Origin of the sequence: Rhodococcus wratislaviensis (assembly GCF_900455735.1) — a bacterium.
GTDB lineage: Bacteria > Actinomycetota > Actinomycetes > Mycobacteriales > Mycobacteriaceae > Rhodococcus_F > Rhodococcus_F wratislaviensis.
The window spans coordinates 569753-592732 of the sequence record NZ_UAUI01000022.1 but is presented as its reverse complement, the minus strand read 5'-3'; the positions used below and the strand labels follow the sequence as shown (position 1 = coordinate 592732).

Genomic DNA, 22980 nt, shown 5'->3' with positions numbered 1-22980 from the left:
CTCACACCCAAGGTCCTTTACGTTACTTGAACTGAAGTCAGCTCAATTTGATATCCGGCCGCCCCTCGGAGGCATCGTGGACCAGTTGTTCATCACTTTGACCACCGGCATCGCCAACGGTGCCGTGTACGGTCTCATCGGACTCGGATTGGTCATCATCTTCCGATCCACCGACGTCATGAATTTCGCAATGGCGTCATTGTCGACCCTCGCCATCTACGTTGCCCTCAGCGCGTACGGGGCCGGCGTGGGCATTGCTGTCGCACTGGTGGTCGCAGTGGCCTTCGGAGCTCTCAGCGGAGTCGTGGTGCGGGAAGCACTGATTCGACCGCTCGGGCAAGGGAAGCTCTTCGCTGCGCTCGTCGTCACAATGGGGCTGTCGATCATTGTCGAGCATCTGATCGGCCACTACTGGGGTGAGCAGCCGCGTCGATTCCCGCAGCTCGTCGACGGCACGATCTCGATCGGCAATTCGAACCTGATGCTGCAGGACATCGCCACGATTCTCCTCGCCGCGGTGGCCGTGTCGGCCATTGCGTATCTGTTCACGCGTACGCCGGTCGGATCCGCGATGCGCGCGGTCGCCGAATCTGCTGAGACCGCAGAGATCTTGGGCATCAACGCGCACAAGGTCGCGCGGATCGCCTGGGCACTCGGCATGGCGCTGGCGGTGCTGGGTGTCTTCTTGTACGCCCCGAAGACCGGGGTTTCGCCGGTGATCCTCGCCCCCGTGTTGTTCCGTGCCTTCGCAGGCATCCTGCTCGGTGGCCTCACAAGCATGTACGGCGCGGTCATCGGTGGGCTCGTCATCGGTGTCCTGGACAACCTGGCCGCAGCGTATATCTCCGCCAGCTTCCGAGACACGTTCGTCTTCTGCGTGGCGGTGCTCGTGCTGCTCATCCGTCCCCAGGGCATCTTCGGCCGCCAAACCTTCGAGAGGGTCTGATTCCATGGTCACAAAAGATGACTCGGCGCAGCGTCCCGGACGCTCTGCCCAGCGCCTGTACGGCGCCGCTCAGTTTCTCGGCGGACCGGCTGCGGCGATCCTGACGATAATGATGCTGTCTGCCGGACTCGTGCCCGGCTACCAGATCTACACGGTCGGACTCGCTGCGGTGTACGGACTGATCGTCTTGTCCATCTCGTTATTGGCCGGGTGGACGGGTATCTGGTCGATCGGGCATCCCGCAATGGTCGCGATCGGCGCGTATGTGACCGCCTACGGCAGCGGTAACGGTTGGGGACTGGCCTTCACGTCCGTTGTCGCCGTGGCTTTGTGCGCAATGCTGGGAGGCTTCCTCGGGTTCGCCGGCTCCCGCTTCTCCGTGCTGTACGTCGCGCTTCTCACGTTGGCGTTCACATTGGTGACTCTCGAAATCATCGGTGCGTGGAAGAGCGTCACCGGCGGCGACCAAGGAGTGCCGGTTGACGCATTCGACACCGCGCTCGGCGAACTCGTTCCGTCATCCGACGCAGTCACCTACCTTTCCGTCGGAGTCCTCGGTCTCGCTGTGGCAGTGTCGGTGTTCCTGCGCCGCACGACCATACGTATGCGCATGGTTGCGGCCAAGACACACCCACTGGCGGGCAGATCGATCGGTATCGCTCCCGAACTGCAGGCGAGCCTCGGTTTCGCGATCAGCGCGGGTGTCGCCGGCTTGTCCGGTGTGCTTCTTGCCTTGCTTTCGGGCTTCATCAGCCCGGAGGGCTTTTCGATGGTCTTCGCGGTCAACCTGATTGCCGCGACCGTTCTCGGCGGGACCGGCAGCGTGATCGGAGCCGTTCTCGGTGGTGCGTTCCTCGCATCCGCACCAACTCTGGCGTCGTCGCTGTCGATCGACCAGCCCTACCTGATCGGGGGTGTCCTGATTCTCACCCTGCTGTTTCTCGCCGATGGAATCGTCCCGACGGCCGGGAGAGTGCTGCGCCGATTCGTCCCGCTCACCCGTGCGCTCGGCCGCCCCACGCTGTCCACCTCCCAACCGAGCCTTCTCGACACTGAGGGATCGGTTCCGGACACGCGGGCCGATACCGCCGCGGCGGCCGTGCTGAAAACGGAGGCACTCGGTGTTCGATTCGGTGGCCTTCAGGCCGTGCACAACATCGACCTCCGCGTAGATGCAGGTGAGGTGCTCGCGATCATCGGGCCGAACGGCGCCGGCAAGACCACCTTCGTCAACGCCCTGTGTGGCCTGATCGGTGGCGGTGAACTCGTGGGGACAATGGAACTCGGTGGCCGGCCCCTGCACGGCGTGCGGGCGACGCGTCGACGCTCGCTCGGCCTCGGCCGGACTTTTCAGCATGCTGAGCTTTTCGCTGAACTGACCGTTCTCGAAAATGTCAGTGTCGTCAACCGTTGGGGGCGGCGCGCTGATCGCGACACGGCGTTGCAGGTCCTCGAGAGTGTCGGATTGGCCGACCACGTGCACCGACTCCCCGCAGAACTGCCGTTCGGGCTGCAGAAACGGGTCGATCTGGCCCGTGCGATCGCGGCGCTGGCCGACAACCCACGATTGATCGTGCTCGACGAACCATTCGGTGGCCTCGACGCCGACGAACGTCACACCCTCGCCGACCACATCCGCCGGCTCTCGCATTCCGGTACCTCCGTCGTCATCATCGACCACGTCCTCGACGACCTGTTCTCCGTCGCAGATCGGGTGGTGGCGTTCGACTTCGGCGAGCTGATCGCCGATGGAACCCCGGACACGGTCCTGCAGAACCAACTGGTCCGCGACTCGTATCTGGGAAACACCGACACCACACTGATCGCACCCGACATCGATCGCACGGAGGCGCCGTTGATCTCCGTGCGGGGGATCGAGCACCACTACGAGGGTGTGCAGGCATTGTCCGGCATTGATCTCGACGTCCATGCAGGCGGAATCCTCGGCATCGTGGGCGCGAACGGCGCCGGCAAGAGCACGCTGGGGCGGATCCTGCACGGCGATCTGCAGTCGACCGGCGGCACCCGGACAGTCAATGGCACAGACGCACTGCGGCTCAGCCTGGTTCCCGAGGGGCGCGCCTTGTTCCGCACCCTGTCGGTGCGCGAGAACCTCGAGGTCGCGGCGTATGCCGCGGGGATCTCCGGTCGTACGCTGCGTGATCGGCTCGACGAGTTGCGGCAAGGCCTTCCCGAACGGGTCCGCACCCGCATGGACATACCGGCCGGCTCGCTGTCCGGCGGCGAACAACAGCTTGTCGCCATCGCCCGGGCGCTCATGGCCGACCCCGAAGTTCTGATCCTCGACGAACCCGCGCTGGGTCTGTCCCCGGCGATGGTCGACGAAGTGTATTCACAGGTGAACGACATGGCGCGCCGGGGCATTACGACCATCCTGCTGGACCAGTCGCTCGCCCGCGCGCTCGAAGCCTGCAGCGAGGTCATTGTTCTGCGCCAAGGTGAGGCCGTCGCGCGCGGCAACAGCAGTACTCCGGGCTTCAGCCGCATCGCCGAGGCTGCCTACTTCGGTACAGACATCCCTGCAGTTGTCGGCGAGATCGACCGGTGACTGCAGTGCGCTCGATCAGGCTCTGACGAAGGGAATACCGACGAAGATGGACAGAACAGCAGGACACGGCAGATTCGAGGGCGCGGTTGCCCTGGTCACTGGAGGCGGATCAGGAATCGGAGCGGCCGTCGTCGCGCAACTCGTCGGTGAGGGAGCTGCCCGCGTCTACGTGGCCGACATCGTGGTCGAGAATGTGCGCCGACGGTACGGGGACGACTCCACGACGGTCGCACGAGGGGTCGACGTCTCGGACCCGGGGGCCGTCGATGCCGCGATGGCGGAGGTCCTCGACGCCGAGGGGCGGCTCGACGTCGTCGTGCACGCCGCCGGCGTCGACGACGCGGAGTCCAAGAAGATCATCACGGAGGCGACCGCCGCCGGCAGACCGATCGACCTGACGGCGAACCTCACTGATACGCAGTGGCGCCGAGTGATGTCGGTCAATCTGGACGGAACATTCCATGTCGTTCGCGCCGCCGTACGGGCGATGAAACCGAAAGGCGGCTCGATCGTCGTGATCGGCTCGTCCTCAGCGTTCGATACCTTGACGGGATACCCGCACTACGCGGCGTCGAAAGCTGCTGTCCATGCCTTCTGCCAGGCTGTCGCCAAGGAGGTCGTGGCGTTCGGTATCCGACTCAACCTCGTCGCTCCCGGCCCGACGGAGACCGGGATGGCCGCTCGCACACCAGAAGAACTCAAAGTGCAGTGGGTCAACAACACACCGGTGCCGTACGCGACCCCGGACGAGATCGCGGACAATGTGCTGTTTCTCGCTTCGGAGCAGGCCAGAAACGTCGTGGGTGCGGTGCTACTCAGCAACCGTGGACGGTTCACCGTCTGACTGGTCATCCGAGCGGAACAGGAAGACGGTATTCGCCACGAGCGCATCCAGGTCGGACTCGTCGAGCTGGATGCGCTCGACGTGTTACTGCGGTGACACGAAGTCTCCGATGGGAACGAACTTGCCGCCCTCTACCTGGACTCGGACCACGCTGTCGGTACCGAGGTGCTCATCCACACCGAACGTGAGTGGAGGCATCACGCCGGTGTCGAGGGTGCCGCTCGTGACTATCGCGTCGGTGATTGACTTGGACGTGATCTCGCCGTCGATGCTCGCGAGGACCTGAGCAAACGCTTTCGCCGAGCCATAGGTTGCCAGCGAGTAGAAATCGGGCTTCTCGCCCGGCTTGTACTTCGCAAGCGCTTGTCGGTATTCCTCGACCGCAGGGTTATCGGCGGTGGGCGGCAGCGTCAGTGACACGGCGCGGAACCCTTCCGCGTTCGTACCTGCGAGGTCGAGCAAGCTGTTACCCACCGTGGGGGAGTAGCCGTAACTGGGAATCTTGACACCCTGCAGAGCCATCTCGTTGAGGTACGCAGCGGCCTCCTGGATCGGCAGGATCGTCAGGACTGCATCGGGTGCAGCCGAACGGATCTGGGACACGAACGGGCTGTAGTCCGTGGTACCGAGCTTGACCTCCACCGTCGAGACCTCCGCGCCGGCCTTCTCGAGTTCGGTCGTGGCGACTGCGCCCACATTGACGAACGCTGCCGGATCGTTGCGGATGATCGTGACCTTCTTGGCACCCTCGTGGAGCGCCCACTGCGCGGCGGCGCGCGCCTGGTTCTCGTAGAGCGTCTGGCTGCCGAACAAAGCGTCCCGCGGCGGGTCGTACCAGGCGGTGGAGCCGCCGTAGGTTCCGAAGATGGGTATGTCGTTCTGTTCGAGCACGAATGGAAACGTCGCCTCCGTGGTTGCCGTGCCGTTTGCGTTGACGATCGCGACAACCCGGTCGCGAGAGACCAACTGTCGAGCCACCTGAATCGTCTGCTGTGGGTCGAAAGCGTTGTCGACTGGGGTCCACTCGACGGGGCGACCGTGGATTCCTCCAGCCTCGTTGAGCTGATCGAAGAACGCGTGGGTGCCGGCTTCCTGGGGCAGACCCCCCGAGGCCTGTGGCCCCGAAAGGGGAAGCCATGCGCCGAGTTTGATCGGCCCGCCCGCATCGCCCCCGCCGGCTTGTGTTCCGCATGCCGTCAATGCCGTGGCGAGGACTACACCGACTGTGAGAAGGGTTTTCCGCACATCCACTCCTTGAATTGAGTTCAGTTCAAAGTATGCTATCGAGGAATTGTTGTGTCGGCAATCACATCGCGGACCGAAATGTGGATTCCTACCGGTGGTCGATGTCGTCACGGGGCATGGGGGGTAAGGGGGTGGGGTGATTGTTCGTCGCAAATGCATCCCCAATGCTTGAACTGACTTCAGTTGAGGAACTACGGTGTTGGGTGACAATGCAACTGTTCGCACTATGAGGAGCACCAGATGCCAGGAATCGACACCGATCTACTCGTCATCGGCGCCGGCATGGCCGGGTTGACCGCGGCGGCTCGGGCGGTGGCCGGAGGACGGTCGGTCGTCGTCGTCGAGAAGTCTGCAACGATTGGCGGGTCCGCCCAGTTCGCGGGATACGCGTGGACTGCGCCCTCACACGAGGTCATGGAAGAGGTCAACCCGAACGGCGACCCCGCACTACGTCGGGCGCTCGTCGACCGATTTGCGGACGGAATTGCCTGGATCCGCTCACTCGGCATCGAGTGCGCCGATGCGGTGACAGTTCTCCGTTACGGCACGGGTCACCAGTTCGACACCAACGGATACATCGACGAGTGTCGTCGGCGAATTCGCGATCACGGCGGTGAGTTGTACATGAGCGCCGAGACCCTGTCGTTGCTCACACAAGACGGCGGAGTCATAGGTGCCCGTGTGCGCCTGGCGACCGGAGAGGAATGTGAGATACGTTCCCACGCGACGATTCTCGCGACCGGGGGATTTCAGGCGAGTCCCGAACTGTCCGGTGAGCACATCCATCCCGCCGCGACCGAGATGCAACTGCGCTCGAATCCTACGAGTGCGGGTGACGGACTACGTCTGGCCGAGGCCGTCGGGGCTGCCTCCGGCACGGACCGGTCCGGCTTCTACGGGCATCTCATCCCGACGGGCGTGCGTTTCCGCGACACGGCCGACTTCGTCGCGCTGTCGCTCTACTACAGCGAGCATGCGCTGCTGTTCAATCTCGACAACCGTCGGTTTACCGACGAGACCGTCGGTGACCATCTGACCACGATGGATCTGCTGGAGCAGCCCGAGTCGCGTGGATTGCTCGTCGCCGACGCACGGGTGTACCGCGAGTGGATCACCGGCAGCTACGTCGAGGGCGCCGCGGCGCTCGACAAGTTCGACCTCGCGCAGCGCCGGGGTGGGCGGTGCGGAATCGCCGAGAATCTCGACGAGTTCGCCTATCTTCCCGAGGAATGGGGCTACGACGGTGCCGCGATCGCGGATCAGATCCGGGCACTCGACGCGGCAGGTCCGGACAGTCAGCCACCGCGTCGCTACGACTCGCAGGCACTTGATGAGGGGCCGTACTACATCGTCGAGGCATGCCCGGCGCTGACATTCCCCTTCCACGGCATCCGCATCGACGAGCATGGCGGTGTCCTGAATGCGAAGGGCGACACGATCAGCGGACTGTTCGCGGCCGGGTCGGATACCGGCGGCCTCTACAACCGCGCGTACACCGGCGGTATCGCCCCTGCACTGGTGTTCGGCCTGGCCGCCGCGGATCGAGCGGTGGCCGACCTCACCCCACCTGTGAGTACTTGTTAACCCCCCGCGGTTAACAAGTACTCACAGGTGGTGTTCCCCGACATCCGCTGCGGCGAGGGTGATGACCAGCAACGGCACCACCTTCGCCGCCGCGATGCGGTAGTGGTTCCTCGACTCCTGCTCGACGATGCGTGCGCCGCCGAGGGCGCGCAGGTGGTGGTAGAGCTGACCGGGCGAGGACAGCCCGACCGCGGTCTGCAGTTCGGCCGCGCCGGCAGGACCGCGCAGCAGTGTGCGGACGATCTCGAGTCGGGTCGGATGTCCCAGGGCGGCGAGCACATTCGATACGGCGGTGGGGGACAGGTCGAGGGTGGCGCCGGCGTCGTAGCGGATCGTCCACTGGATCTCGCCGCCCAGGTCGACGGTGCCCTGATACCCGATCTGTCCGAGGCTCTCGCCGACGTCGGCTGTCGGGGATCCGGCGGGCCGGGCCGCTTCGAGGGCGTGGACGCGCGCCTCGAGGTCGGCCAGCCGGGCGTCGTACTCGTCGTTCACACGGCACAACTTAGCTGCGACGCCGTGTCGGGATCGGTCATCGCCTCGAGAAGCAGCTGCTGGTGCGCGAAGTTCCCGCCGATGACGTTCAGGTAGTCCTCGCTCGACAGGTGCGACGTCAGCAGCACCGCGGTGGCGACGGTGCCGTCGGAACGGCGGATCGTCATCGCTTCGGTGACGACCCCCGGAAGGTTGCCGCCCTTGAAACCCAGGCCGTCCAGCCCGGGTGGGGCGGGCTGCCATTCGAGGTGTTCCCGCGCGACGTCGGAGCCGGGGCCGAAGTCGCCGGTCGCGATCGCGCGGTGCAGCGAGGCCAGGCCCGCGGCCGAACCCGTCACCCCGGATTCCTGCACCCGGGCCGTGACCGCCGGAAAGTCGTCGCCGGGCGCCATCCGCATCACCTGTTCGCGGTAGGCGCCGTCGTGCGCGTAACGCTGGGCGGCGTCCCACCGGGCATCCCGCGACATCGCCGGGTCGAGGAGGGCGATGGTCGAGCCCAGCAGGGTCGGCACCTCCAGGTCGTCCCAGCCGCCCTGCGCGGCGGCGTCGGCGAGGGCGGCGTCGCCGAGCCGGTCGCGCAGATAGTCGGGGACGGCGTTGTCGCTCTCCTGGATCATCGCGGTCACCATCTGCTCGAGCGGGACCGTGGCGTCCGGATCGGTGACGCCGAGCCGCTGCAGGGCCTTCGGGTGGGCGCCGCCGTCGGTGTTCGGGAGATACCACCGTTCCCAGTCGGACAGCGGTACCGGTTCGGCCGGGTCGAGTTCACCTGACGCGACGGCCCGCGCGTAGGCGGCCAGGTGCACCACCTTGATCGCGGACGCCAGCGGAACGGTGTCGGCGGCGCGGTGCTCGACCGTTCGGCCGCGACCGTCGTCGACGACGAAGGCGACGTCGTCGGGGTGGGAGCCGACGTATCCGACCCATCCGGAGGCGGTCGTGATGTCGGCGGGCGGCAGGGGTGCGCATACGGCCGGCGGCGCTGCGTGCTCGCTGGAGGTGGCGGCGCCGCCATCGGTGCTGCACGCGCCCAGGCTCACCGCGACCGCGACTGCTGCTGTGATCGTGCCCAGCTTCCTGGTCATCGAGTAGATCCCTCCACCTGTGGAAATTCGATAATTCGGAATTGCGGAATTCTAGAATCACGGTAGCCCGAACCGGCGGGACTGTCGAGACCGCACGCTCCGAACAACCCGTTCGGCGGGGCCCGTAGGCTGACACCCGTGCGCGTACTCGTTATCGGCTCCGGAGCCCGTGAACATGCCCTCCTTCTCGCCCTCGCCCGCGATCCGGGTGTCAGTGCCCTGATGTGCGCGCCCGGCAATGCCGGGATCGGCAAGATCGCCGAGCAGCACCCCGTCGACATCGCGTCCGGGGAGGCGGTGGCCGCCCTCGCGAAGAAGCTCGACGCCGACCTCGTCGTGGTGGGTCCCGAGGTCCCGCTGGTGCTGGGTGTCGCGGACGCCGTCCGCGCGGCGGGCATCGCCTGCTTCGGCCCGTCGGCCGACGCCGCGCGCATCGAGGGTTCCAAGGCATTCGCCAAGGACGTCATGGCCACCGCCGGCGTGAAGACCGCGCACAGCGAGATCGTCGATTCGCCCGCCAAGCTGGACGAGGCGCTCGACCGCTTCGGTCCCAACTGGGTGGTCAAGGACGACGGCCTCGCCGCAGGCAAGGGCGTCGTGGTCACCACCGATCGGGACGCCGCCCGCGATCACGCGGCCGAATTGCTCGAGAACGGTCACCCCGTTCTCCTCGAATCCTTCCTCGACGGTCCCGAGGTGTCGCTGTTCTGCGTCGTCGACGGCGAGACCGTCGTGCCGCTGCTGCCTGCCCAGGATCACAAGCGCGTCGGAGACGGCGACACCGGACCCAACACCGGCGGCATGGGCGCCTACACGCCGCTGCCGTGGCTGCCCGAACAGACCGTGACTCAGATCGTCGACGACGTCGTCAAGCCCGTCGCGGCCGAGCTCGTCGCCCGGGGCAGCGCCTTCAGTGGCCTGCTGTATGCCGGTCTGGCGATCGGCAAGGACGGCCCCGCAGTGGTCGAGTTCAACTGCCGTTTCGGCGACCCCGAGACGCAGGCCGTACTCGCACTGCTGAAGAGCCCGCTCGGCGAACTGCTCAATGCGGCGGCCACCGGAACGCTCGATCAGGTCGCGCCGCTCGAATGGCAGGACGGCTCGGCGGTGACCGTCGTGGTCGCGGCCGAGCACTACCCGGCCACCCCGCGCACCGGTGACGTGATCACGGGCGCCGACGGTGAGGGTGTCCTGCACGCAGGCACCAAGCTCGTAGACGATCAGGTGGTCTCCGCCGGCGGACGCGTGCTCAGCGTGGTCGGAGTCGGAGCGGACCTCGACGAGGCGCGCGCCGACGCGTACTCCAAGATCTCCGCGATCAAGCTGCCGGGAAGCCACTTCCGCAAGGACATCGGTCTGGCCGCTGTCGAGGGACGCATCGCCATTCCCTGAGGTCGAGGAACTCCGACGACTGACAGGCGTGCACCCCCGGAACATCCGGGGGTGCACGCCTTTATCGTCACGTCAGCGGGCGGTCCATCCTCCGTCGATCGTGTAGGAGGCGCCGGTGACCATGCCGGCGTCGGCGGACGCGAGCCACGCGACGAGGGACGCCACCTCCGACGGTTCCACCAGTCGCTTGATCGCGCTCTCGGTGAGCATCACCTTCTCGATCACGTCTGCCTCGCTGATGCCGTGCACCTGTGCCTGATCCGCGATCTGCTTCTGCACCAACGGTGTCAGCACGTAACCAGGGTTGACGCAGTTGCTGGTGACGCCGTGCGGGCCGCCCTCGAGAGCCGTCACCTTCGACAGTCCCTCGAGTCCGTGCTTGGCGGTGACGTACGCGGCCTTGTACGCCGAGGCGCGGAGCCCGTGCACGGACGACACGTTGACGATGCGCCCGAATCCCGTGGAATACATGTGCGGCAGGGCGGCACGGATCAGCAGGAAGGGTGCCTCGACCATCAGCGTCTGGATGCGCCGGAAGTCCTCGGGGCGGAATTCCTCGATGGGACTGATGGTTTGGATACCGGCGTTGTTGACCAGGATGTCGGTCTCGAGCTGCAGCTCGGTGAGCGGATCGGTGTCGAGGAGGTCGACGTGCCACGCGGTTCCGTCGATTTCGTCGGCGAGGCTCTTGGCGGCCACGTCGTCGAGATCGGCGACCGTGACGTGGGCTCCGCGTGCGGCGAGCGTCCGGGCGCAGGCTGCGCCGATCCCGCTGGCGCCGCCGGTGACGAGCGCGGTGCGTCCGGTGAGGCTCTGCTCGGTCATGCGGGGACCCCGTCCTTCGCGCCGGCCGCCTTCTCGTCCGCCAGGATCTGGGCGTCCGCGGCGTCGATCGATTCGAGCGAGATGCCCTTGGTCTCCCGGGCGACGATCACGGCGACGACGGTGACGAGGCACGCGATCGCCAGGTAGATCGCAATCGGAACGGACGAGTCGTACTTGCTGAGCAGGCTGGCCGCGATGATCGGCGCCAGCGAACCGGCCACGATCGACGTCACCTGGTAGCCGAGGGAGACACCCGAGTACCGCATGCGCGTCGGGAACATCTCGGCCATGATCGCGGGCTGGCCGGCGTACATGAAGGCGTGGAACACCAGGCCGATGATGATCGCTCCGAGGATGACGGCATTGTGCCCGCTGTTCATCATCGGGAAGGCGAAGAAGCCCCACGTGCCCGCGGTCAGCGCGCCGATCATGTAGACGGGACGCCGGCCGATGGTGTCGGACAGCCGCCCGACGAGCGGGATCACCGCGAAGTGCACGGCATGCGCGATCAGCATCCACCAGAGGATCTGCGCGGTGTCCGTGTGAACGACCACCTTGAGATAGGTGATCGAGAACGTGACCACCAGGTAGTACATGACGTTCTCACCGAAACGCAGGCCCATCGCCGTCAGCACGCCACGCGGGTAGCGCTTGAGCACCTCGAAGACGCTGAACGACGTCTCCTTGATGTGCTCCGCTTCCTTCTGCGCCTGGATGAAGATCGGGGCGTCCGTGACCTTTGTGCGGATGTAGTAACCGACGAGGACGATCACGGCCGACAGCCAGAACGCCACACGCCAGCCCCAGCTGAGGAATGCCGCGTCGGACAGCGTCGTCGTCAGGATCAGCAGGACGACGGTCGCGACGAGGTTGCCCGCAGGCACGCCGGCCTGGGGCCACGACGACCAGAAGCCGCGGGACTTGTTCGGGCTGTGCTCGGCCACCAGCAGCACCGCGCCACCCCACTCGCCGCCGACTGCGAATCCCTGGATGAAGCGGAGGGTGACGAGCAGGGCCGGGGCCCAGTACCCGATCTGGCCGTACGTGGGCAGGCAGCCCATCAGGAACGTGGCCGTGCCGACGAGGAGCAGGCTGAACTGGAGTAGTTGCTTGCGGCCGAACTTGTCGCCGAAGTGACCGAAGACGATGCCGCCGAGAGGCCGGGCGACGAAGCCGACGGCGTAGGTGACGAATGCCGCGATGATCGCGTCGAGTTCGTTGCCTCCGGCCGCGAAGAAGACCTTGCTGAACACGAGCGTCGCCGCGGTCCCGTAGAGGAAGAACTCGTACCATTCGACGACGGTGCCGGCCATGGACGCGCCGACCACCTTCTTCAGCCCGGACGGCGGGGCTTCCTTCGCGTGCGCTGTTTCGTCGACGCTCATCTGTCGCTCCTCGTTACACTCCGTACCCCGTTGTGACTGGGGACACAGTTCATTGGTCCTGCCGAGTATTGATGCATATTTGTGCGCACACAATGACGCAACCTGCAGTCGGCATGTGCAAATATGCAGAGATGAGCTCTGGAACAGCCCTGCCCAGCGCCGACGACCTGCTCGTACTGCTGGCAGTCGGGCGAACCGGCCGCTTCAACACCGCCGCCGACGACCTGGGTGTCAACCACACGACCATCTCGCGTCGGATCGCGAGTCTGGAGAAAAGCCTCGGCGGCCGGGTACTCGTGAAGGCCGCGGGCGGGTGGGAACTCACCGACCTCGGGCGGCAGGCGCTGACCGCGGCCGAACGCGTGGAGGCCGCTGTCCACGGGCTCGTCGCCGAACCAGGCCGCGCCGACCACCTGAAGGGCGTGGTCCGGGTATCGGCGACCGACGGGTTCAGCGCCTACATCGCGGCACCCGCCGGCGCACTGATCCGCAGCAGACACCCCGAGGTGTCTGTGGAGATCGTCGCGATCACCCGACGGGCCTCACAACATCGCTCGGGGCTCGACATCGAGATCGTCGTGGGCAAGCCGCAGGTCCACCGGGCGGAGGCGCTGTGGCTGGCCGACTACACCCTCGGCCTGTACGGCGCGAGGTCGTACCTGGACGAACACGGCACACCGAGACAGGTGGGGGATCTGGCCGATCATTCACTCGTCTACTTCATCGACTCGATGCTGCAGGTCGACGAACTCGATCTCGCGCGCCGCCTCACCGTGTCCATGCGCGAATCGGTGACGTCGACCAACGTGTTCGTCCACGTCGAGGCCACCCGGGCGTCGGCGGGCATCGGATTGCTGCCGTGCTTCATGGCCGACCGCCACGACGACCTCGTGCGGGTGCTGCCCGGGCAGGTCGAGGCCACGCTGGCCTACTGGCTCGTCGCGCGACCCGAGTCGTTGCGCCGACCGGAGGTCGCCGCGGTGGTGGGGGCGATCCGGGAGACGGTGGAGTCGCAGCGGGACGCGTTGGCGGGGCAGTGAGCGCGTCACGCTAGCGTCAAGGGGTGCGTCCCGAATCCCAGCGGTCCAACATCCAGACCTTCCACGTGATGGACGTGTGGAAGGCGGCCACCGAGCGTCAGCGCACACACGGTGACGTGCTGACGCTCGCGGCGGGGCAGCCGTCCACTCCCGCACCGCAGCCGGTGCTTCGCGCCACACGGGAAGTGCTCGACGGGCACCTGCTCGGCTACACGGAGACGTTCGGGATCCTGCCGCTGCGGGAGGCGATCGCCGGATACCACTCCGCCAAGTCCGGTATCGACGTCGACGCCGAGGACGTCGTCGTGACCACCGGATCCTCGGGCGCGTTCACGCTGCTGTTCCTCGCCGCCTTCGACGCCGGCGACACCGTCGTGGTGGCCCGCCCCGGCTACCCCGCCTACCGGAACACGCTCGCCGCGCTCGGCTGCGACGTCATCGAGATCGACTGCGGAGCGGACACCCGGTTCCAGCCGACGGTCGCGATGCTCGACGCCCTGCCCGAGCCGCCGGCCGGACTGATCGTGGCCAGCCCCGCCAACCCCACCGGCACCGTCATCGACCCCGACGAACTGGCCGCCCTCGCCCGCTGGTGCGACGATCACGGGACGCTGCTGATCTCCGACGAGATCTACCACGGCATCGGGTACGGCGAGCAGGCGATGACCAGCTCCTGGGAGACGTCGCGCGAATCCGTCGTCGTCGGATCGGTGTCCAAGTACTTCTCGATGACGGGCTGGCGGCTGGGCTGGATGCTGGTCCCCGAGGGACTGCGCCGCGCGTTGCAGCGCCTGGCCTCGAACATGACCGTGTGCCCGCCTGCCATCTCCCAGTACGCGGCGATCGCCGCGTTCACCGCGGAATCGAGGGCAGAGCTCGACGGCCACGTCCAGCGCTACGCCGTCAACCGGGAGCTGCTGCTCACCGGTCTTCCGGAACTGGGCATCACCGACCTGGCGCCCGCCGACGGCGCGTTCTACGTGTACGCCGACATCGGGCACCTGCTCGGCGGATCCCACGGCGCGACGTCGACGGAATGGTGTTCGCGACTGCTGCAGGACACCGGTCTGGCACTGGCCCCGGGCATCGATTTCGACACCGTCCACGGCGACCGGACGGTCCGGCTGTCGTTCGCCGGATCCACCGCCGAGGTCCGCGAATCGCTGGTGCGCCTGAGTCGCTGGCTGTAGCCGGAGTTTCCCGGCCACGGCTCTTGCGGCGCCGCCGCCGCAGTTGTTCGATGGACTTGGGCGCACTGCGTGTTCGGGCGTGCCAGGCAAGGAGAACGGCGATGCTGTACGTCGCGTTGTTCGCATTCGTGTTGTGGGTCCTGTGCTTCGCCGACTCCATCACCACCGACGACGACCAGTTCCGGAACCTCTCGAAGGAGGGCTGGCTGGTGATCGTGCTGCTGCTTCCGCTCGTCGGTTCGGTGCTGTGGCTCGTCGTCGGGCGGCCGCAGAAGGACCCGGGCGATCGGCTGCCCGCCGACCCGGAGGAAGCCGAGTTCGTGCGGCGATGCCGGGAACGGGCCGAGGAGCAGCGCCGGGAAGGTTTCCACGGGCGCGACCAGGAGTAGAGGGCCTACACTGTGGCTAGGATTACAGTGTTACACACCGGCCCTGAGGCGACGACATGAGCGACATCAGTCATCCACAGCCACCCGTTCCCGGCGGAGTCCGCATCGGGACCGTGGAACGGGAGCAAGCCGCGGCGGCACTCGCCGAACATTTCGCAGCCGGACGGCTCGAGACCGACGAGTTCGACGCGAGGGTGCGCCAGGCGTACCTCGCCAAGACCGCAGCCGACCTCACGCCGCTCTTCGCGGACCTTCCGGACAAGCAGCGCTTCGCACCCGAACCCGATCGCGTACGACGCGATCCGGGACGGGAGGCAGCGGCGTTGCGGACACTGGTGTTCGTGGTGGCCGTGCTCGCCGCGATCCTGTGGGTCGCCCTGGTCCGCGTCCCCCCGCTCGTCTTCCTGCCCATCGTCTGGCTCGTGCTGGCCCGACGCGGCTTCGGCAGGCGGTCGTGCCGGGCGTGGTGACGCCCTGACTCGGACCGGCGAGAACTGCTGAAAACTACCGCGAGGTCGGTTGTCGCTCCCGTACTCTGACAGGCAGGTCCACGCCGTCGAGCGATCGAGGAGCCACGATGACCACCAGAATTGTGCGATGTGCGAGCCTGATTCCGATTGTCGCGGCCTCCGCGCTGTTGCTGGGCGGATGCGGTTCCGACAGCAGTGACACCTCGTCGACATCTGCCAGCGCCACGGCGTCGGCCACGGCCACGACGGCTGCGCCGACAACGACGGGCACCGCGGCGGCGTCGGCGGTCGGCAAGCAGCAGGCGGAGCAGATCGCTGTGGCGACGGTCCCGGGCGGCACGGTCGTGAACTCCGAGGAACAGCAGCGGGACGGTAAGACGGTGTGGCACGTCCACATCCGCGATGCCAAGGGCTGGGACTACGACGTGAACGTCGACGCGGCGACCGGCGCGGTGGTGCCCGACAGTCAGAATCGGGAGACCACCGCGACACCCGCACCCGCGCCACCCGCCGGCGGAGCGGTGACCCAGGAGCAGGCGGAGCAGATCGCCGTCGCGACGGTGCCGGGCGGCACGGTCGCGAACGCCGAACAGCAGCAGCGGGACGGTAAGACGGTGTGGCACATCCACATCCGCGATGCCAAGGGCTGGGACTACGACGTGAACGTCGACGCCTCGACCGGAGCCGTCCTGCCCGACAACTGACCGCAGTGGGTAGAACGACCCATGTGACCGCCTCGGGAAGATGGGTACGTTGCCCGATGCCCGGGCGCTGACGACGCTCTAGCGTCGATGCCATGGTCATGACGTCAGTTCTCGTGTCGCGCACCGGCTTCCAGCGGTGGTCGGCCCACGCGGGCGTGGCCGGTCCGCCGCTGTTCACCGCGGGGTTCGTCGCCCAGGAGGCATTCCTCCGGGACGACTACAGCCCGATCGCCGACCCGATCAGCGCTCTCGAGGCGGACCCGACCGGGTGGCTCCAGCAGCTGAACTTCCTGGCTTTCGCCGCGCTACTGCTGATCTTCGCGGCCGGACTGCACCGCGGTATCGCGGCGACGCGATTCGGCTGGGCAGGACCGGCTCTGCTCGGCGCCGCGGCGGTGGGGCTGGTACTCGCCGCCGTGTTTCCGTTGCGTGAGGATCAGGCCGGGAACGCCTACGACCCCGGCAACCATGTGATCGCGGGTGTCACATTCTTCTCCTGCAGCGCGCTGGCGCTTCTGGTGCTGTCGCGCCGGTTCGCCGCCGATCCGCGGTGGCGCGGCCTGGCGCGGTACGTCGGGGTCGCCGGGGTGGTCGGTCTGGGCTGTTTCGTGATGCTGGGCCGGTTCGCGATGCCGGAGGGTGCCCCACTGCACGACGTCGCCGGGCTTCTCCAGCGATTCACTCTTCTCGCCGTGACGTTCCCCGCGCTGCTGACGATCGCCCTGCGGCTCCGTCGCCTCGCCTGAGGTCAGGGAGTCGTGAACGTCGGCGCCCGTACCTGTTCGAGGCAACTCGTGTTGCCACCCGCAGATCCGCGACGTCGGCGGCGTTCGCGGTGGTGTCGTAGGTCCCGAGGTGGTCGTACCGCGGCCGGCCACGCGGTCGCGGCACGACCGGGTGGCCTGGACGTCGAGCGGTGCGGTTGCCGGATCGAGCGGGCTCAGACCTGTCTGAGCCATCTGGAACTCGTCGATCCCGGGGCACCCGGACCTCCCGTGAGATAGACGAGTGGGTCGGGTCGCGGAGTCGGAGACGTGGCAGCCGGCCGCGTCACGGCGCGGTCCGGATCAGGTGTCGAGGCACCCCGGGATCCGCACGCCGACACCAGGCCGATCGGCGTCATCGCCGCACATCCCAGGGCCGGCATCCGCACCGACACCGGCATGGTTGCGACGCGACGCGGGTGGACTGAACCGCCCACATACTTCGGGGTCTGTCGTCCAATTTGCCCTGGTTCGGCGCCCGCGGCTGGCAGGATGAATTGGTGTCATCTGCGGCAACTCCGAAGGGCGAACGGCGCCGACAGGCGCTGGTCGAGGCTGCCGCCGATCTCTTGCTCGAGGGTGGATTCGACGCGGTCCGGCACCGTTCGGTGGCCACCCGGGCCGACCTTCCGCTCGCGTCGACCACCTACTATTTCGAGTCGCTGGACGACCTGATCGCGAAGGCCGTCGAACGCAACGGCGACCGCGATCTCGCGGTCATGCGCAGCCGCGTCGACGACGTCACGCACCGGCGCCGCGGCCGGGAATCCACCGTCGACCTCCTCCTCGACCTCCTCGTCGGTCCGGCCCTGATCAGTGAGGACTGCCGCGAGCGGCTCATCTCCCGGTACGAGCGGTTCACGGCCTGCGCGCGTCGCCCCGAACTGCGCGAGGTGCAGTCGCGGTTGCGGGCGCAACTCGACGACGTACTCACCGAGGCACTGCGACGCTCCGACCGCGACGTCCGGCAGGAGCAACTCCGGCGGCTCGTCGCCGTCGTCGACGGAGCCCTCGTGACCGCCCTCGGCGAACACGACCCCGACCTGCGGGCCCTCGCCCGGGCCATGCTGCTCGACGTCGTCGACGTCGTCGCGCCCGCCCTGGACCGGCCGGACCACGTCGAGCTGTAGCACCGCCGTAAACTGAGGACTCGTGAGCCGCATCCCGAACGTCCTTGCCAACCGTTACGCCAGCCCCGAACTCGTCGAGTTGTGGTCGCCCGAGCACAAGATCGTCCTCGAGCGTCAGCTGTGGCTCGCCGTGCTGCGGGCCCAGGCGGAACTCGGGATCGACGTGCCGGCCGAGGCGCTCGCCGACTACGAGCGGGTGCTCGAGCAGGTCGACCTCGACTCCATCGCCGACCGTGAGCGCGTCACGCGCCACGACGTGAAGGCCCGCATCGAGGAGTTCAACGCACTCGCCGGGCACGAGCAGGTTCACAAGGGTCTGACCAGCCGCGACCTCACCGAAAACGTCGAGCAGCTGCAGATCCTGCGGTCGCTCGAACACGTCCACGCACACGGTGTCGCGGTCGCCGCCCGGCTCGCCGAGCGGGCCGCCGAGTACGGCAGCCTCGTCATGGCAGGCCGGTCGCACAACGTCGCGGCGCAGGCGACCACGCTGGGTAAGCGGTTCGCGTCCGCCGCCGACGAACTGCTCGTCGCGCTCACCCGGCTGCGCGAGCTGATCGACCGCTACCCGCTGCGCGGCATCAAGGGCCCCATGGGCACCGCGCAGGACATGCTCGACCTCCTCGACGGCGACGCGTCCAAGCTGGAGGCGCTCGAGCAGAAGGTCGCCGAGCACCTCGGTTTCTCCCACGTGTTCACGAGCGTCGGGCAGGTGTACCCGCGGTCGCTGGACCACGACGTGCTGTCCGCGCTGGTGCAGGTGGCGGCCGGGCCGTCGTCGTTCGCCCACACCATCCGCCTGATGGCCGGACACGAACTGGTCACCGAGGGCTTCCAGCCCGGCCAGGTCGGGTCGTCGGCGATGCCGCACAAGATGAACACCCGTTCCTGCGAGCGTGTCAACGGACTGCAGGTGGTGCTGCGCGGGTACGCGTCCATGGCGGCCGAGTTGGCGGGCGCGCAGTGGAACGAGGGCGACGTGTTCTGCTCGGTGGTGCGCCGCGTCGCGCTGCCGGACGCGTTCTTCGCGATCGACGGATTGATCGAGACGTTCCTGACGGTGCTCGCCGAATTCGGCGCCTACCCCGCCGTCATCGAGAAGGAACTCACCCGGTACCTGCCGTTCCTCGCCACGACCAAGGTCCTGATGGCCCTGGTGCGGGCCGGAGTGGGCCGGGAGACGGCGCACGAGGTCATCAAGGAACACGCCGTCGCCGTCGCGCTGGCGATGCGTGAGGAGGGCAGGGAGCCCGACCTCCTCGACCGCCTGGCCGCCGACGACCGACTGCCCCTCGACCGGGCCGCCCTCGACGAGGCCCTCGCCGACAAGAAGGCGTTCATCGGTGCCGCCGAGTCGCAGGTCGCCACGGTCGTGGCGCAGGTGCAGAAGCTCGTCGACGCCAACCCCGAGGCGGCCGCCTACCAGCCGTCCCCGATCCTGTAGGCGCTTCGCGCCCGTGCGTGGTTGACGAGTGCAGGCACTCGTCAACCACGCACAAGCACCGGAGGTGCCTACCCCGTGAACTGCATTTTCTGCGAGATCGTGTCGGGCCGATCCGACGCCAGCGTCGTGCACGAGGACGACGACGTGATGGCGTTCATGGACATCCGGCCGTGGACTTCCGGACACCTGCTGGTGGTCCCGAGGCGGCATGCGAGCGGGCTCGCCGACCTCGACCCGGGCGACGGCGCGGCGGTGTTCGCGGTGGGGCAGCGCATCGCGACCGCACTGCGCCACGGGCCGATGCGCGCTCAGGGCGTCAACCTGTTCCTGGCCGACGGGATCGCCGCCGGCCAGGAGGTCTTCCACGTTCACCTGCACGTCGTTCCCCGGACGGCCGGTGACGGGTTCGGGCTGCGCGGTATGCCGAAGTCTCCGAGCCGGGTCGCGCTCGATCAGACGGCGGGCGTCATCCGTTCCTCCCTCACCTGACACGTGAGTGGCAAAGCGTGCGGGAGCACACTTTGCCACTCACGTGGGGAGGGGGCCGTTCTCGTCGAACCGTCGTTCGGTGATGTCGAAGGTGCCGTCCGACCTCACCCGCAGCAGAGTGGACGCGCGCGTCCCGTAGTCGCGGTAGTGAATGAACCGGGACGACAGGGCGCGTTCGAGTTCGGGCTCGATGCCCGTGTCGGGCAGCGAGTCCCACGGTGCAGGATCGCTGTCGGCGAGCACGTCGAAGTACGCCCCCGGATCTGCATCCGGGCCGCCGTCGTCGGCGGCGAGCGCGGCGGCGAACGCCTGCTTGCCGCCGGTCACCTTCGGCCACAGGGTGTCGAGTTCGGCGTTGGACAGGCCGTGGACGCCGGGTTCCACCCGCTGCCGGCGACCGTGGGGCCGGTTGGTGGCCCACCACAGTTCCGCGGGGTCGCCGACGAGCAGGTTGAAACTGCCGTACTCGGCGCCCGTCGCGGCCACCTGCTCGGCGTAGTCGGCGGGGGAGAGCCGGCCGCGGAGGTAGTCGACGGGCAGGGAACCCCGGGACCGTGCCCCGGTCGAGGGGGCGCCGTTGCGGACGTTGGTGACGGCCGCGAATCGCAGGGAGTCGGCAATTCCCATCCAGGTGCCGCCGGCGAGGAGATCGCGGCCCGCGAGGAACCCGTCGTCCCACCTGCTCAGCGGTTCGGTGGGGCGGGCGTAGAACTCGTCGCGGTTGGCCGCGACGACGAGGGGGAGATCGGGGCGGGTATGCCAGGCGAACAGGACCAGGCACATGCAGATATCTCCTCGTCACCTCGATCATCCGAACTCGGTTTGCACGCCCGAGCGTAGCCGCCCTCGCAATACCTCTGAAACAGAGCTATATTGTTTTCATGGCACAGAACGAGTCGGCTGCCGAACAGCTCTTCGCCGCAATCGGATTGCTGCGCAGGCACACGCGCCGCCGGGTCGGGCGGCCGTGGCCGGAGACGCCGTTGACGGGGTCGCAGGTGGAGTTGGTGCGTCTGCTCCGCCGCAGGCCCGGCACGTCCGTCGCGGAGGCCGCGGCGGCCCTGGGCCTCGCGGCGAACACCGTCTCCACCCTCGTGCGGCAACTCACGGACGCCGGGCTGGTCGAACGGGTGCGGGACGAGTCCGATCGCCGCGTCGCCCGCCTGGCGCTCACCGACGACGCCCGGGCCCAGGTCGAGCGTTGGCGCGACCGCCGCAACATCGAGGTCGCCGCCGCATTCGACGGACTGAGTGCCGAGGACAGGAAGGCCATCGAATCCGCCATACCCGCCATCACCCGCCTCGCCGGAGCACTCCACCCGGACCAGGCCGGGCCGAGCGATCAGGAGGTCGTCAGATGATGTTTCGCAGGGCGCAGACCGCCGCGCGGCAGCGACCATCCGGCGACGCACTGGAACTGTCGCACGTGACCTACTCGTTCGGGGACCACACCGCGGTGAAGGACCTGAGCCTCGTGATCGAGGCGGGGGAGTGCTTCGGCCTTCTCGGCCCCAACGGGGCGGGGAAGACCACCACGATCCGGCTGCTCAACACGCTCCTTCCGCTGCAGGGCGGTGACGTGAGCATCTTCGGGTTAGACGTGCGCACCCGGGCCATGGCTGTTCGACGGCTGCTCGGGTATGTGCCGCAACAGTTGTCGATCGAAGGCGCGCTCACCGCCCGGGAGAACGTGTCCTGGTTCGCCCGCCTCTACGACGTGCCCCGGTCCGAACGTCGGCACCGGGTGGACGAGGTGCTGGAGATGGTGGATCTCGTCGACGTCGCCGACCGGGTGGCGTCGAGTTTCTCGGGCGGCATGGTCCGGCGCCTCGAACTCGCGCAGGCGTTGGTCAACCGGCCGTCGTTGCTGGTGCTCGACGAACCGACGGTCGGGCTGGATCCGGTCGCGCGGGATTCGGTGTGGACCCGCGTCACCGAGATGCAGAAGCAGTACGGGATGACGGTCCTGCTCACCACCCACTACATGGAAGAGGCCGAGGCGCTGTGTGATCGGGTCGCGTTGATGCACCGCGGCGAACTGCGGGCGGTCGGTTCCCCATCGGGACTCGTCGCCGAACTGGGGCCCGACGCGACGCTCGACGACGTGTTCCGCCACTTCACCGGTGACAGTCTCACCGCCGACGAGAAGGGAGGGCTCCGGGATGTCCGTAGCGCCCGCCGCACAGCCCGCCGTCTGGGCTGAACCGCCGACCCGGGGTGTGCTCCGGTTGCTGTCGCGGATCGTCACGTTCTGTCTGGTGGAGTTGCAGAAGCTCCGCCACGACCGCACCGAGTTGGTGACGCGTGCGATCCAGCCGATTCTGTGGCTGGTCATCTTCGGGGAGACGTTCAGCCGCATCCGCGCGATCCCGACCGGCGACGTCCCCTACCTGGACTACCTGGCGCCGGGCATCATCGCCCAGTCGGCGCTCTTCGTCGCGATCTTCTACGGCATCCAGATCATCTGGGAACGCGACGCCGGGGTCCTGACCAAACTCCTCGTGACTCCCACTCCGCGTGCGGCTCTCGTGACGGGCAAGGCGTTCGCGGCCGGTGTTCGCGCGGTGGCCCAGGCCGTGGTCGTCGTGGTCGTGGCGGCGCTGCTCGGCGTCGGAATGACGTGGAATCCGGTGCGTCTTCTCGGTGTCGTCGTGGTCGTGGTGCTGGGAGCGGCGTTCTTCTCGTGCCTGTCGGTGGCCATCGCCGGGGTGGTGCTCAAACGCGACCGGCTGATGGGGATCGGCCAGGCGATCACGATGCCGCTGTTCTTCGCGTCGAACGCGCTGTACCCGGTGGAACTCATGCCGGGGTGGGTCCAGGCGATCAGCCGCGTCAACCCCCTGAGTTACGAGGTGTCCGCACTCAGGGGGCTGCTGATCGGCCAGCCCACGAACTACTGGCTGGACTTCGGGGTGCTCGTGGCGGCCGCGGTGCTCGGGATCGCCGTCGCGTCCGCGCTGCTGGGGAGACTGTCCCGATAGCCGGGTCGA

At 67.5% G+C, this 22980-nt stretch carries 23 protein-coding genes; 17 read left to right on the top strand and 6 right to left on the bottom strand.

What is annotated here, in order from left to right:
• Window positions 1–76 precede the first annotated feature (76 nt).
• Genes DTA22_RS25225 through DTA22_RS25215 form a run of 3 tightly spaced genes read left to right on the top strand, consistent with a single transcriptional unit; the run spans window position 77 to window position 4359 of the window.
• A complete protein-coding gene (locus tag DTA22_RS25225; protein WP_112301283.1) occupies window positions 77–946 on the top strand; it encodes a branched-chain amino acid ABC transporter permease in 870 nt (289 codons plus the stop codon).
• Window positions 947–950: 4 nt separating this feature from the next.
• On the top strand, window positions 951–3515 hold the full coding sequence (locus DTA22_RS25220) for an ATP-binding cassette domain-containing protein (protein ID WP_112301282.1): 2565 nt from the start codon (window positions 951–953) through the stop codon (window positions 3513–3515).
• A gap of 46 nt (window positions 3516–3561) precedes the next feature.
• On the top strand, window positions 3562–4359 hold the full coding sequence (locus tag DTA22_RS25215) for an SDR family NAD(P)-dependent oxidoreductase (RefSeq protein WP_112301281.1): 798 nt from the start codon (window positions 3562–3564) through the stop codon (window positions 4357–4359).
• A gap of 84 nt (window positions 4360–4443) precedes the next feature.
• On the opposite strand, the gene DTA22_RS25210 is transcribed toward DTA22_RS25215, so the two are convergent.
• Complete coding sequence (locus tag DTA22_RS25210; RefSeq protein ID WP_255309516.1) at window positions 4444–5715, bottom strand: ABC transporter substrate-binding protein; 1272 nt, start codon at window positions 5713–5715, stop codon at window positions 4444–4446.
• A 129-nt stretch (window positions 5716–5844) separates the two neighbouring features.
• On the opposite strand from DTA22_RS25210, the gene DTA22_RS25205 reads away from it, so the two are divergent.
• Window positions 5845–7188, top strand: a complete 1344-nt coding sequence (locus DTA22_RS25205; protein WP_112301279.1) for an FAD-dependent oxidoreductase — start codon at window positions 5845–5847, stop codon at window positions 7186–7188.
• Between the two features lie 21 nt (window positions 7189–7209).
• On the opposite strand, the gene DTA22_RS25200 is transcribed toward DTA22_RS25205, so the two are convergent.
• A complete protein-coding gene (locus tag DTA22_RS25200; protein ID WP_112301278.1) occupies window positions 7210–7683 on the bottom strand; it encodes an ArsR/SmtB family transcription factor in 474 nt (157 codons plus the stop codon).
• Window positions 7680–8768, bottom strand: coding sequence for a serine hydrolase (locus DTA22_RS25195; protein ID WP_174233858.1), 1089 nt, complete (start codon window positions 8766–8768; stop codon window positions 7680–7682). The genes DTA22_RS25200 and DTA22_RS25195 overlap by 4 nt, the downstream gene beginning before the upstream one ends.
• 138 nt (window positions 8769–8906) lie before the next feature.
• Here DTA22_RS25195 and purD point away from each other — a divergent pair, with 138 nt between their 5' ends.
• Window positions 8907–10160 (top strand): phosphoribosylamine--glycine ligase, encoded by a 1254-nt coding sequence (gene purD / locus DTA22_RS25190; protein ID WP_037230664.1) that lies wholly within the window; start codon window positions 8907–8909, stop codon window positions 10158–10160.
• A 72-nt stretch (window positions 10161–10232) separates the two neighbouring features.
• Here the strand turns inward: purD and DTA22_RS25185 are convergent, their stop codons facing one another.
• Complete coding sequence (locus DTA22_RS25185; protein ID WP_112301277.1) at window positions 10233–10985, bottom strand: 3-hydroxybutyrate dehydrogenase; 753 nt, start codon at window positions 10983–10985, stop codon at window positions 10233–10235.
• Window positions 10982–12370 (bottom strand): MFS transporter, encoded by a 1389-nt coding sequence (locus DTA22_RS25180; protein ID WP_112301276.1) that lies wholly within the window; start codon window positions 12368–12370, stop codon window positions 10982–10984. Before DTA22_RS25180 ends, DTA22_RS25185 begins: the two co-directional genes overlap by 4 nt.
• 131 nt (window positions 12371–12501) lie before the next feature.
• Between DTA22_RS25180 and DTA22_RS25175 the strand changes: the two genes are divergently transcribed.
• The 9 genes from DTA22_RS25175 to DTA22_RS25135 all read left to right on the top strand — a co-directional run bounded on the left by DTA22_RS25175 (window position 12502) and on the right by DTA22_RS25135 (window position 19990).
• A complete protein-coding gene (locus DTA22_RS25175) occupies window positions 12502–13410 on the top strand; it encodes a LysR family transcriptional regulator (RefSeq protein ID WP_037230660.1) in 909 nt (302 codons plus the stop codon).
• Window positions 13411–13433: 23 nt separating this feature from the next.
• On the top strand, window positions 13434–14600 hold the full coding sequence (locus tag DTA22_RS25170; RefSeq protein WP_112301275.1) for a pyridoxal phosphate-dependent aminotransferase: 1167 nt from the start codon (window positions 13434–13436) through the stop codon (window positions 14598–14600).
• A gap of 101 nt (window positions 14601–14701) precedes the next feature.
• On the top strand, window positions 14702–14989 hold the full coding sequence (locus tag DTA22_RS25165; RefSeq protein ID WP_112301274.1) for a PLDc N-terminal domain-containing protein: 288 nt from the start codon (window positions 14702–14704) through the stop codon (window positions 14987–14989).
• Between the two features lie 56 nt (window positions 14990–15045).
• Window positions 15046–15459, top strand: coding sequence for a DUF1707 SHOCT-like domain-containing protein (locus DTA22_RS25160; protein WP_037230657.1), 414 nt, complete (start codon window positions 15046–15048; stop codon window positions 15457–15459).
• 107 nt (window positions 15460–15566) lie between these two features.
• Entirely contained in the window at window positions 15567–16163 is a 597-nt protein-coding gene (locus tag DTA22_RS25155) for a PepSY domain-containing protein (RefSeq protein ID WP_037230656.1), read from the top strand.
• Window positions 16164–16255: 92 nt separating this feature from the next.
• Window positions 16256–16909, top strand: a complete 654-nt coding sequence (locus DTA22_RS25150) for a DUF998 domain-containing protein (protein ID WP_112301273.1) — start codon at window positions 16256–16258, stop codon at window positions 16907–16909.
• A gap of 518 nt (window positions 16910–17427) precedes the next feature.
• On the top strand, window positions 17428–18057 hold the full coding sequence (locus tag DTA22_RS25145; RefSeq protein WP_037230654.1) for a TetR/AcrR family transcriptional regulator: 630 nt from the start codon (window positions 17428–17430) through the stop codon (window positions 18055–18057).
• A gap of 22 nt (window positions 18058–18079) precedes the next feature.
• A complete protein-coding gene (gene purB, locus DTA22_RS25140; protein ID WP_005244448.1) occupies window positions 18080–19501 on the top strand; it encodes an adenylosuccinate lyase in 1422 nt (473 codons plus the stop codon).
• 75 nt (window positions 19502–19576) lie between these two features.
• On the top strand, window positions 19577–19990 hold the full coding sequence (locus DTA22_RS25135) for an HIT family protein (RefSeq protein ID WP_112301272.1): 414 nt from the start codon (window positions 19577–19579) through the stop codon (window positions 19988–19990).
• 39 nt (window positions 19991–20029) lie between these two features.
• On the opposite strand, the gene DTA22_RS25130 is transcribed toward DTA22_RS25135, so the two are convergent.
• Entirely contained in the window at window positions 20030–20773 is a 744-nt protein-coding gene (locus tag DTA22_RS25130) for an NRDE family protein (protein ID WP_112301271.1), read from the bottom strand.
• Window positions 20774–20871: 98 nt separating this feature from the next.
• Here DTA22_RS25130 and DTA22_RS25125 point away from each other — a divergent pair, with 98 nt between their 5' ends.
• From DTA22_RS25125 to DTA22_RS25115, 3 genes are read left to right on the top strand one after another with little or no spacing between them, the layout of a single operon-like run.
• Window positions 20872–21351 carry a MarR family winged helix-turn-helix transcriptional regulator gene (locus tag DTA22_RS25125; RefSeq protein WP_112301270.1) on the top strand — a complete coding sequence of 160 codons (480 nt, stop codon included), beginning with the start codon at window positions 20872–20874 and terminating at the stop codon, window positions 21349–21351.
• Window positions 21348–22193 carry an ABC transporter ATP-binding protein gene (locus DTA22_RS25120; RefSeq protein WP_112301269.1) on the top strand — a complete coding sequence of 282 codons (846 nt, stop codon included), beginning with the start codon at window positions 21348–21350 and terminating at the stop codon, window positions 22191–22193. The genes DTA22_RS25125 and DTA22_RS25120 overlap by 4 nt, the downstream gene beginning before the upstream one ends.
• Complete coding sequence (locus tag DTA22_RS25115; protein ID WP_112301268.1) at window positions 22153–22971, top strand: ABC transporter permease; 819 nt, start codon at window positions 22153–22155, stop codon at window positions 22969–22971. The genes DTA22_RS25120 and DTA22_RS25115 overlap by 41 nt, the downstream gene beginning before the upstream one ends.
• The last annotated feature ends 9 nt before the right edge of the window (window positions 22972–22980 follow it).

Coding starts and splice junctions, on each gene's coding strand:
- DTA22_RS25220 (WP_112301282.1), top strand. CDS start 951: ATGGTCACAAAAGATGACTCGGCGCAGCGTCCCGGACGCTCTGCCCAG.
- DTA22_RS25215 (WP_112301281.1), top strand. CDS start 3,562: ATGGACAGAACAGCAGGACACGGCAGATTCGAGGGCGCGGTTGCCCTG.
- DTA22_RS25205 (WP_112301279.1), top strand. CDS start 5,845: ATGCCAGGAATCGACACCGATCTACTCGTCATCGGCGCCGGCATGGCC.
- DTA22_RS25195 (WP_174233858.1), bottom strand. CDS start 8,768: ATGACCAGGAAGCTGGGCACGATCACAGCAGCAGTCGCGGTCGCGGTG.
- DTA22_RS25185 (WP_112301277.1), bottom strand. CDS start 10,985: ATGACCGAGCAGAGCCTCACCGGACGCACCGCGCTCGTCACCGGCGGC.
- DTA22_RS25180 (WP_112301276.1), bottom strand. CDS start 12,370: ATGAGCGTCGACGAAACAGCGCACGCGAAGGAAGCCCCGCCGTCCGGG.
- DTA22_RS25175 (WP_037230660.1), top strand. CDS start 12,502: ATGAGCTCTGGAACAGCCCTGCCCAGCGCCGACGACCTGCTCGTACTG.
- DTA22_RS25165 (WP_112301274.1), top strand. CDS start 14,702: ATGCTGTACGTCGCGTTGTTCGCATTCGTGTTGTGGGTCCTGTGCTTC.
- DTA22_RS25160 (WP_037230657.1), top strand. CDS start 15,046: ATGAGCGACATCAGTCATCCACAGCCACCCGTTCCCGGCGGAGTCCGC.
- DTA22_RS25155 (WP_037230656.1), top strand. CDS start 15,567: ATGACCACCAGAATTGTGCGATGTGCGAGCCTGATTCCGATTGTCGCG.
- DTA22_RS25150 (WP_112301273.1), top strand. CDS start 16,256: ATGGTCATGACGTCAGTTCTCGTGTCGCGCACCGGCTTCCAGCGGTGG.
- DTA22_RS25130 (WP_112301271.1), bottom strand. CDS start 20,773: ATGTGCCTGGTCCTGTTCGCCTGGCATACCCGCCCCGATCTCCCCCTC.
- DTA22_RS25125 (WP_112301270.1), top strand. CDS start 20,872: ATGGCACAGAACGAGTCGGCTGCCGAACAGCTCTTCGCCGCAATCGGA.
- DTA22_RS25120 (WP_112301269.1), top strand. CDS start 21,348: ATGATGTTTCGCAGGGCGCAGACCGCCGCGCGGCAGCGACCATCCGGC.
- DTA22_RS25115 (WP_112301268.1), top strand. CDS start 22,153: ATGTCCGTAGCGCCCGCCGCACAGCCCGCCGTCTGGGCTGAACCGCCG.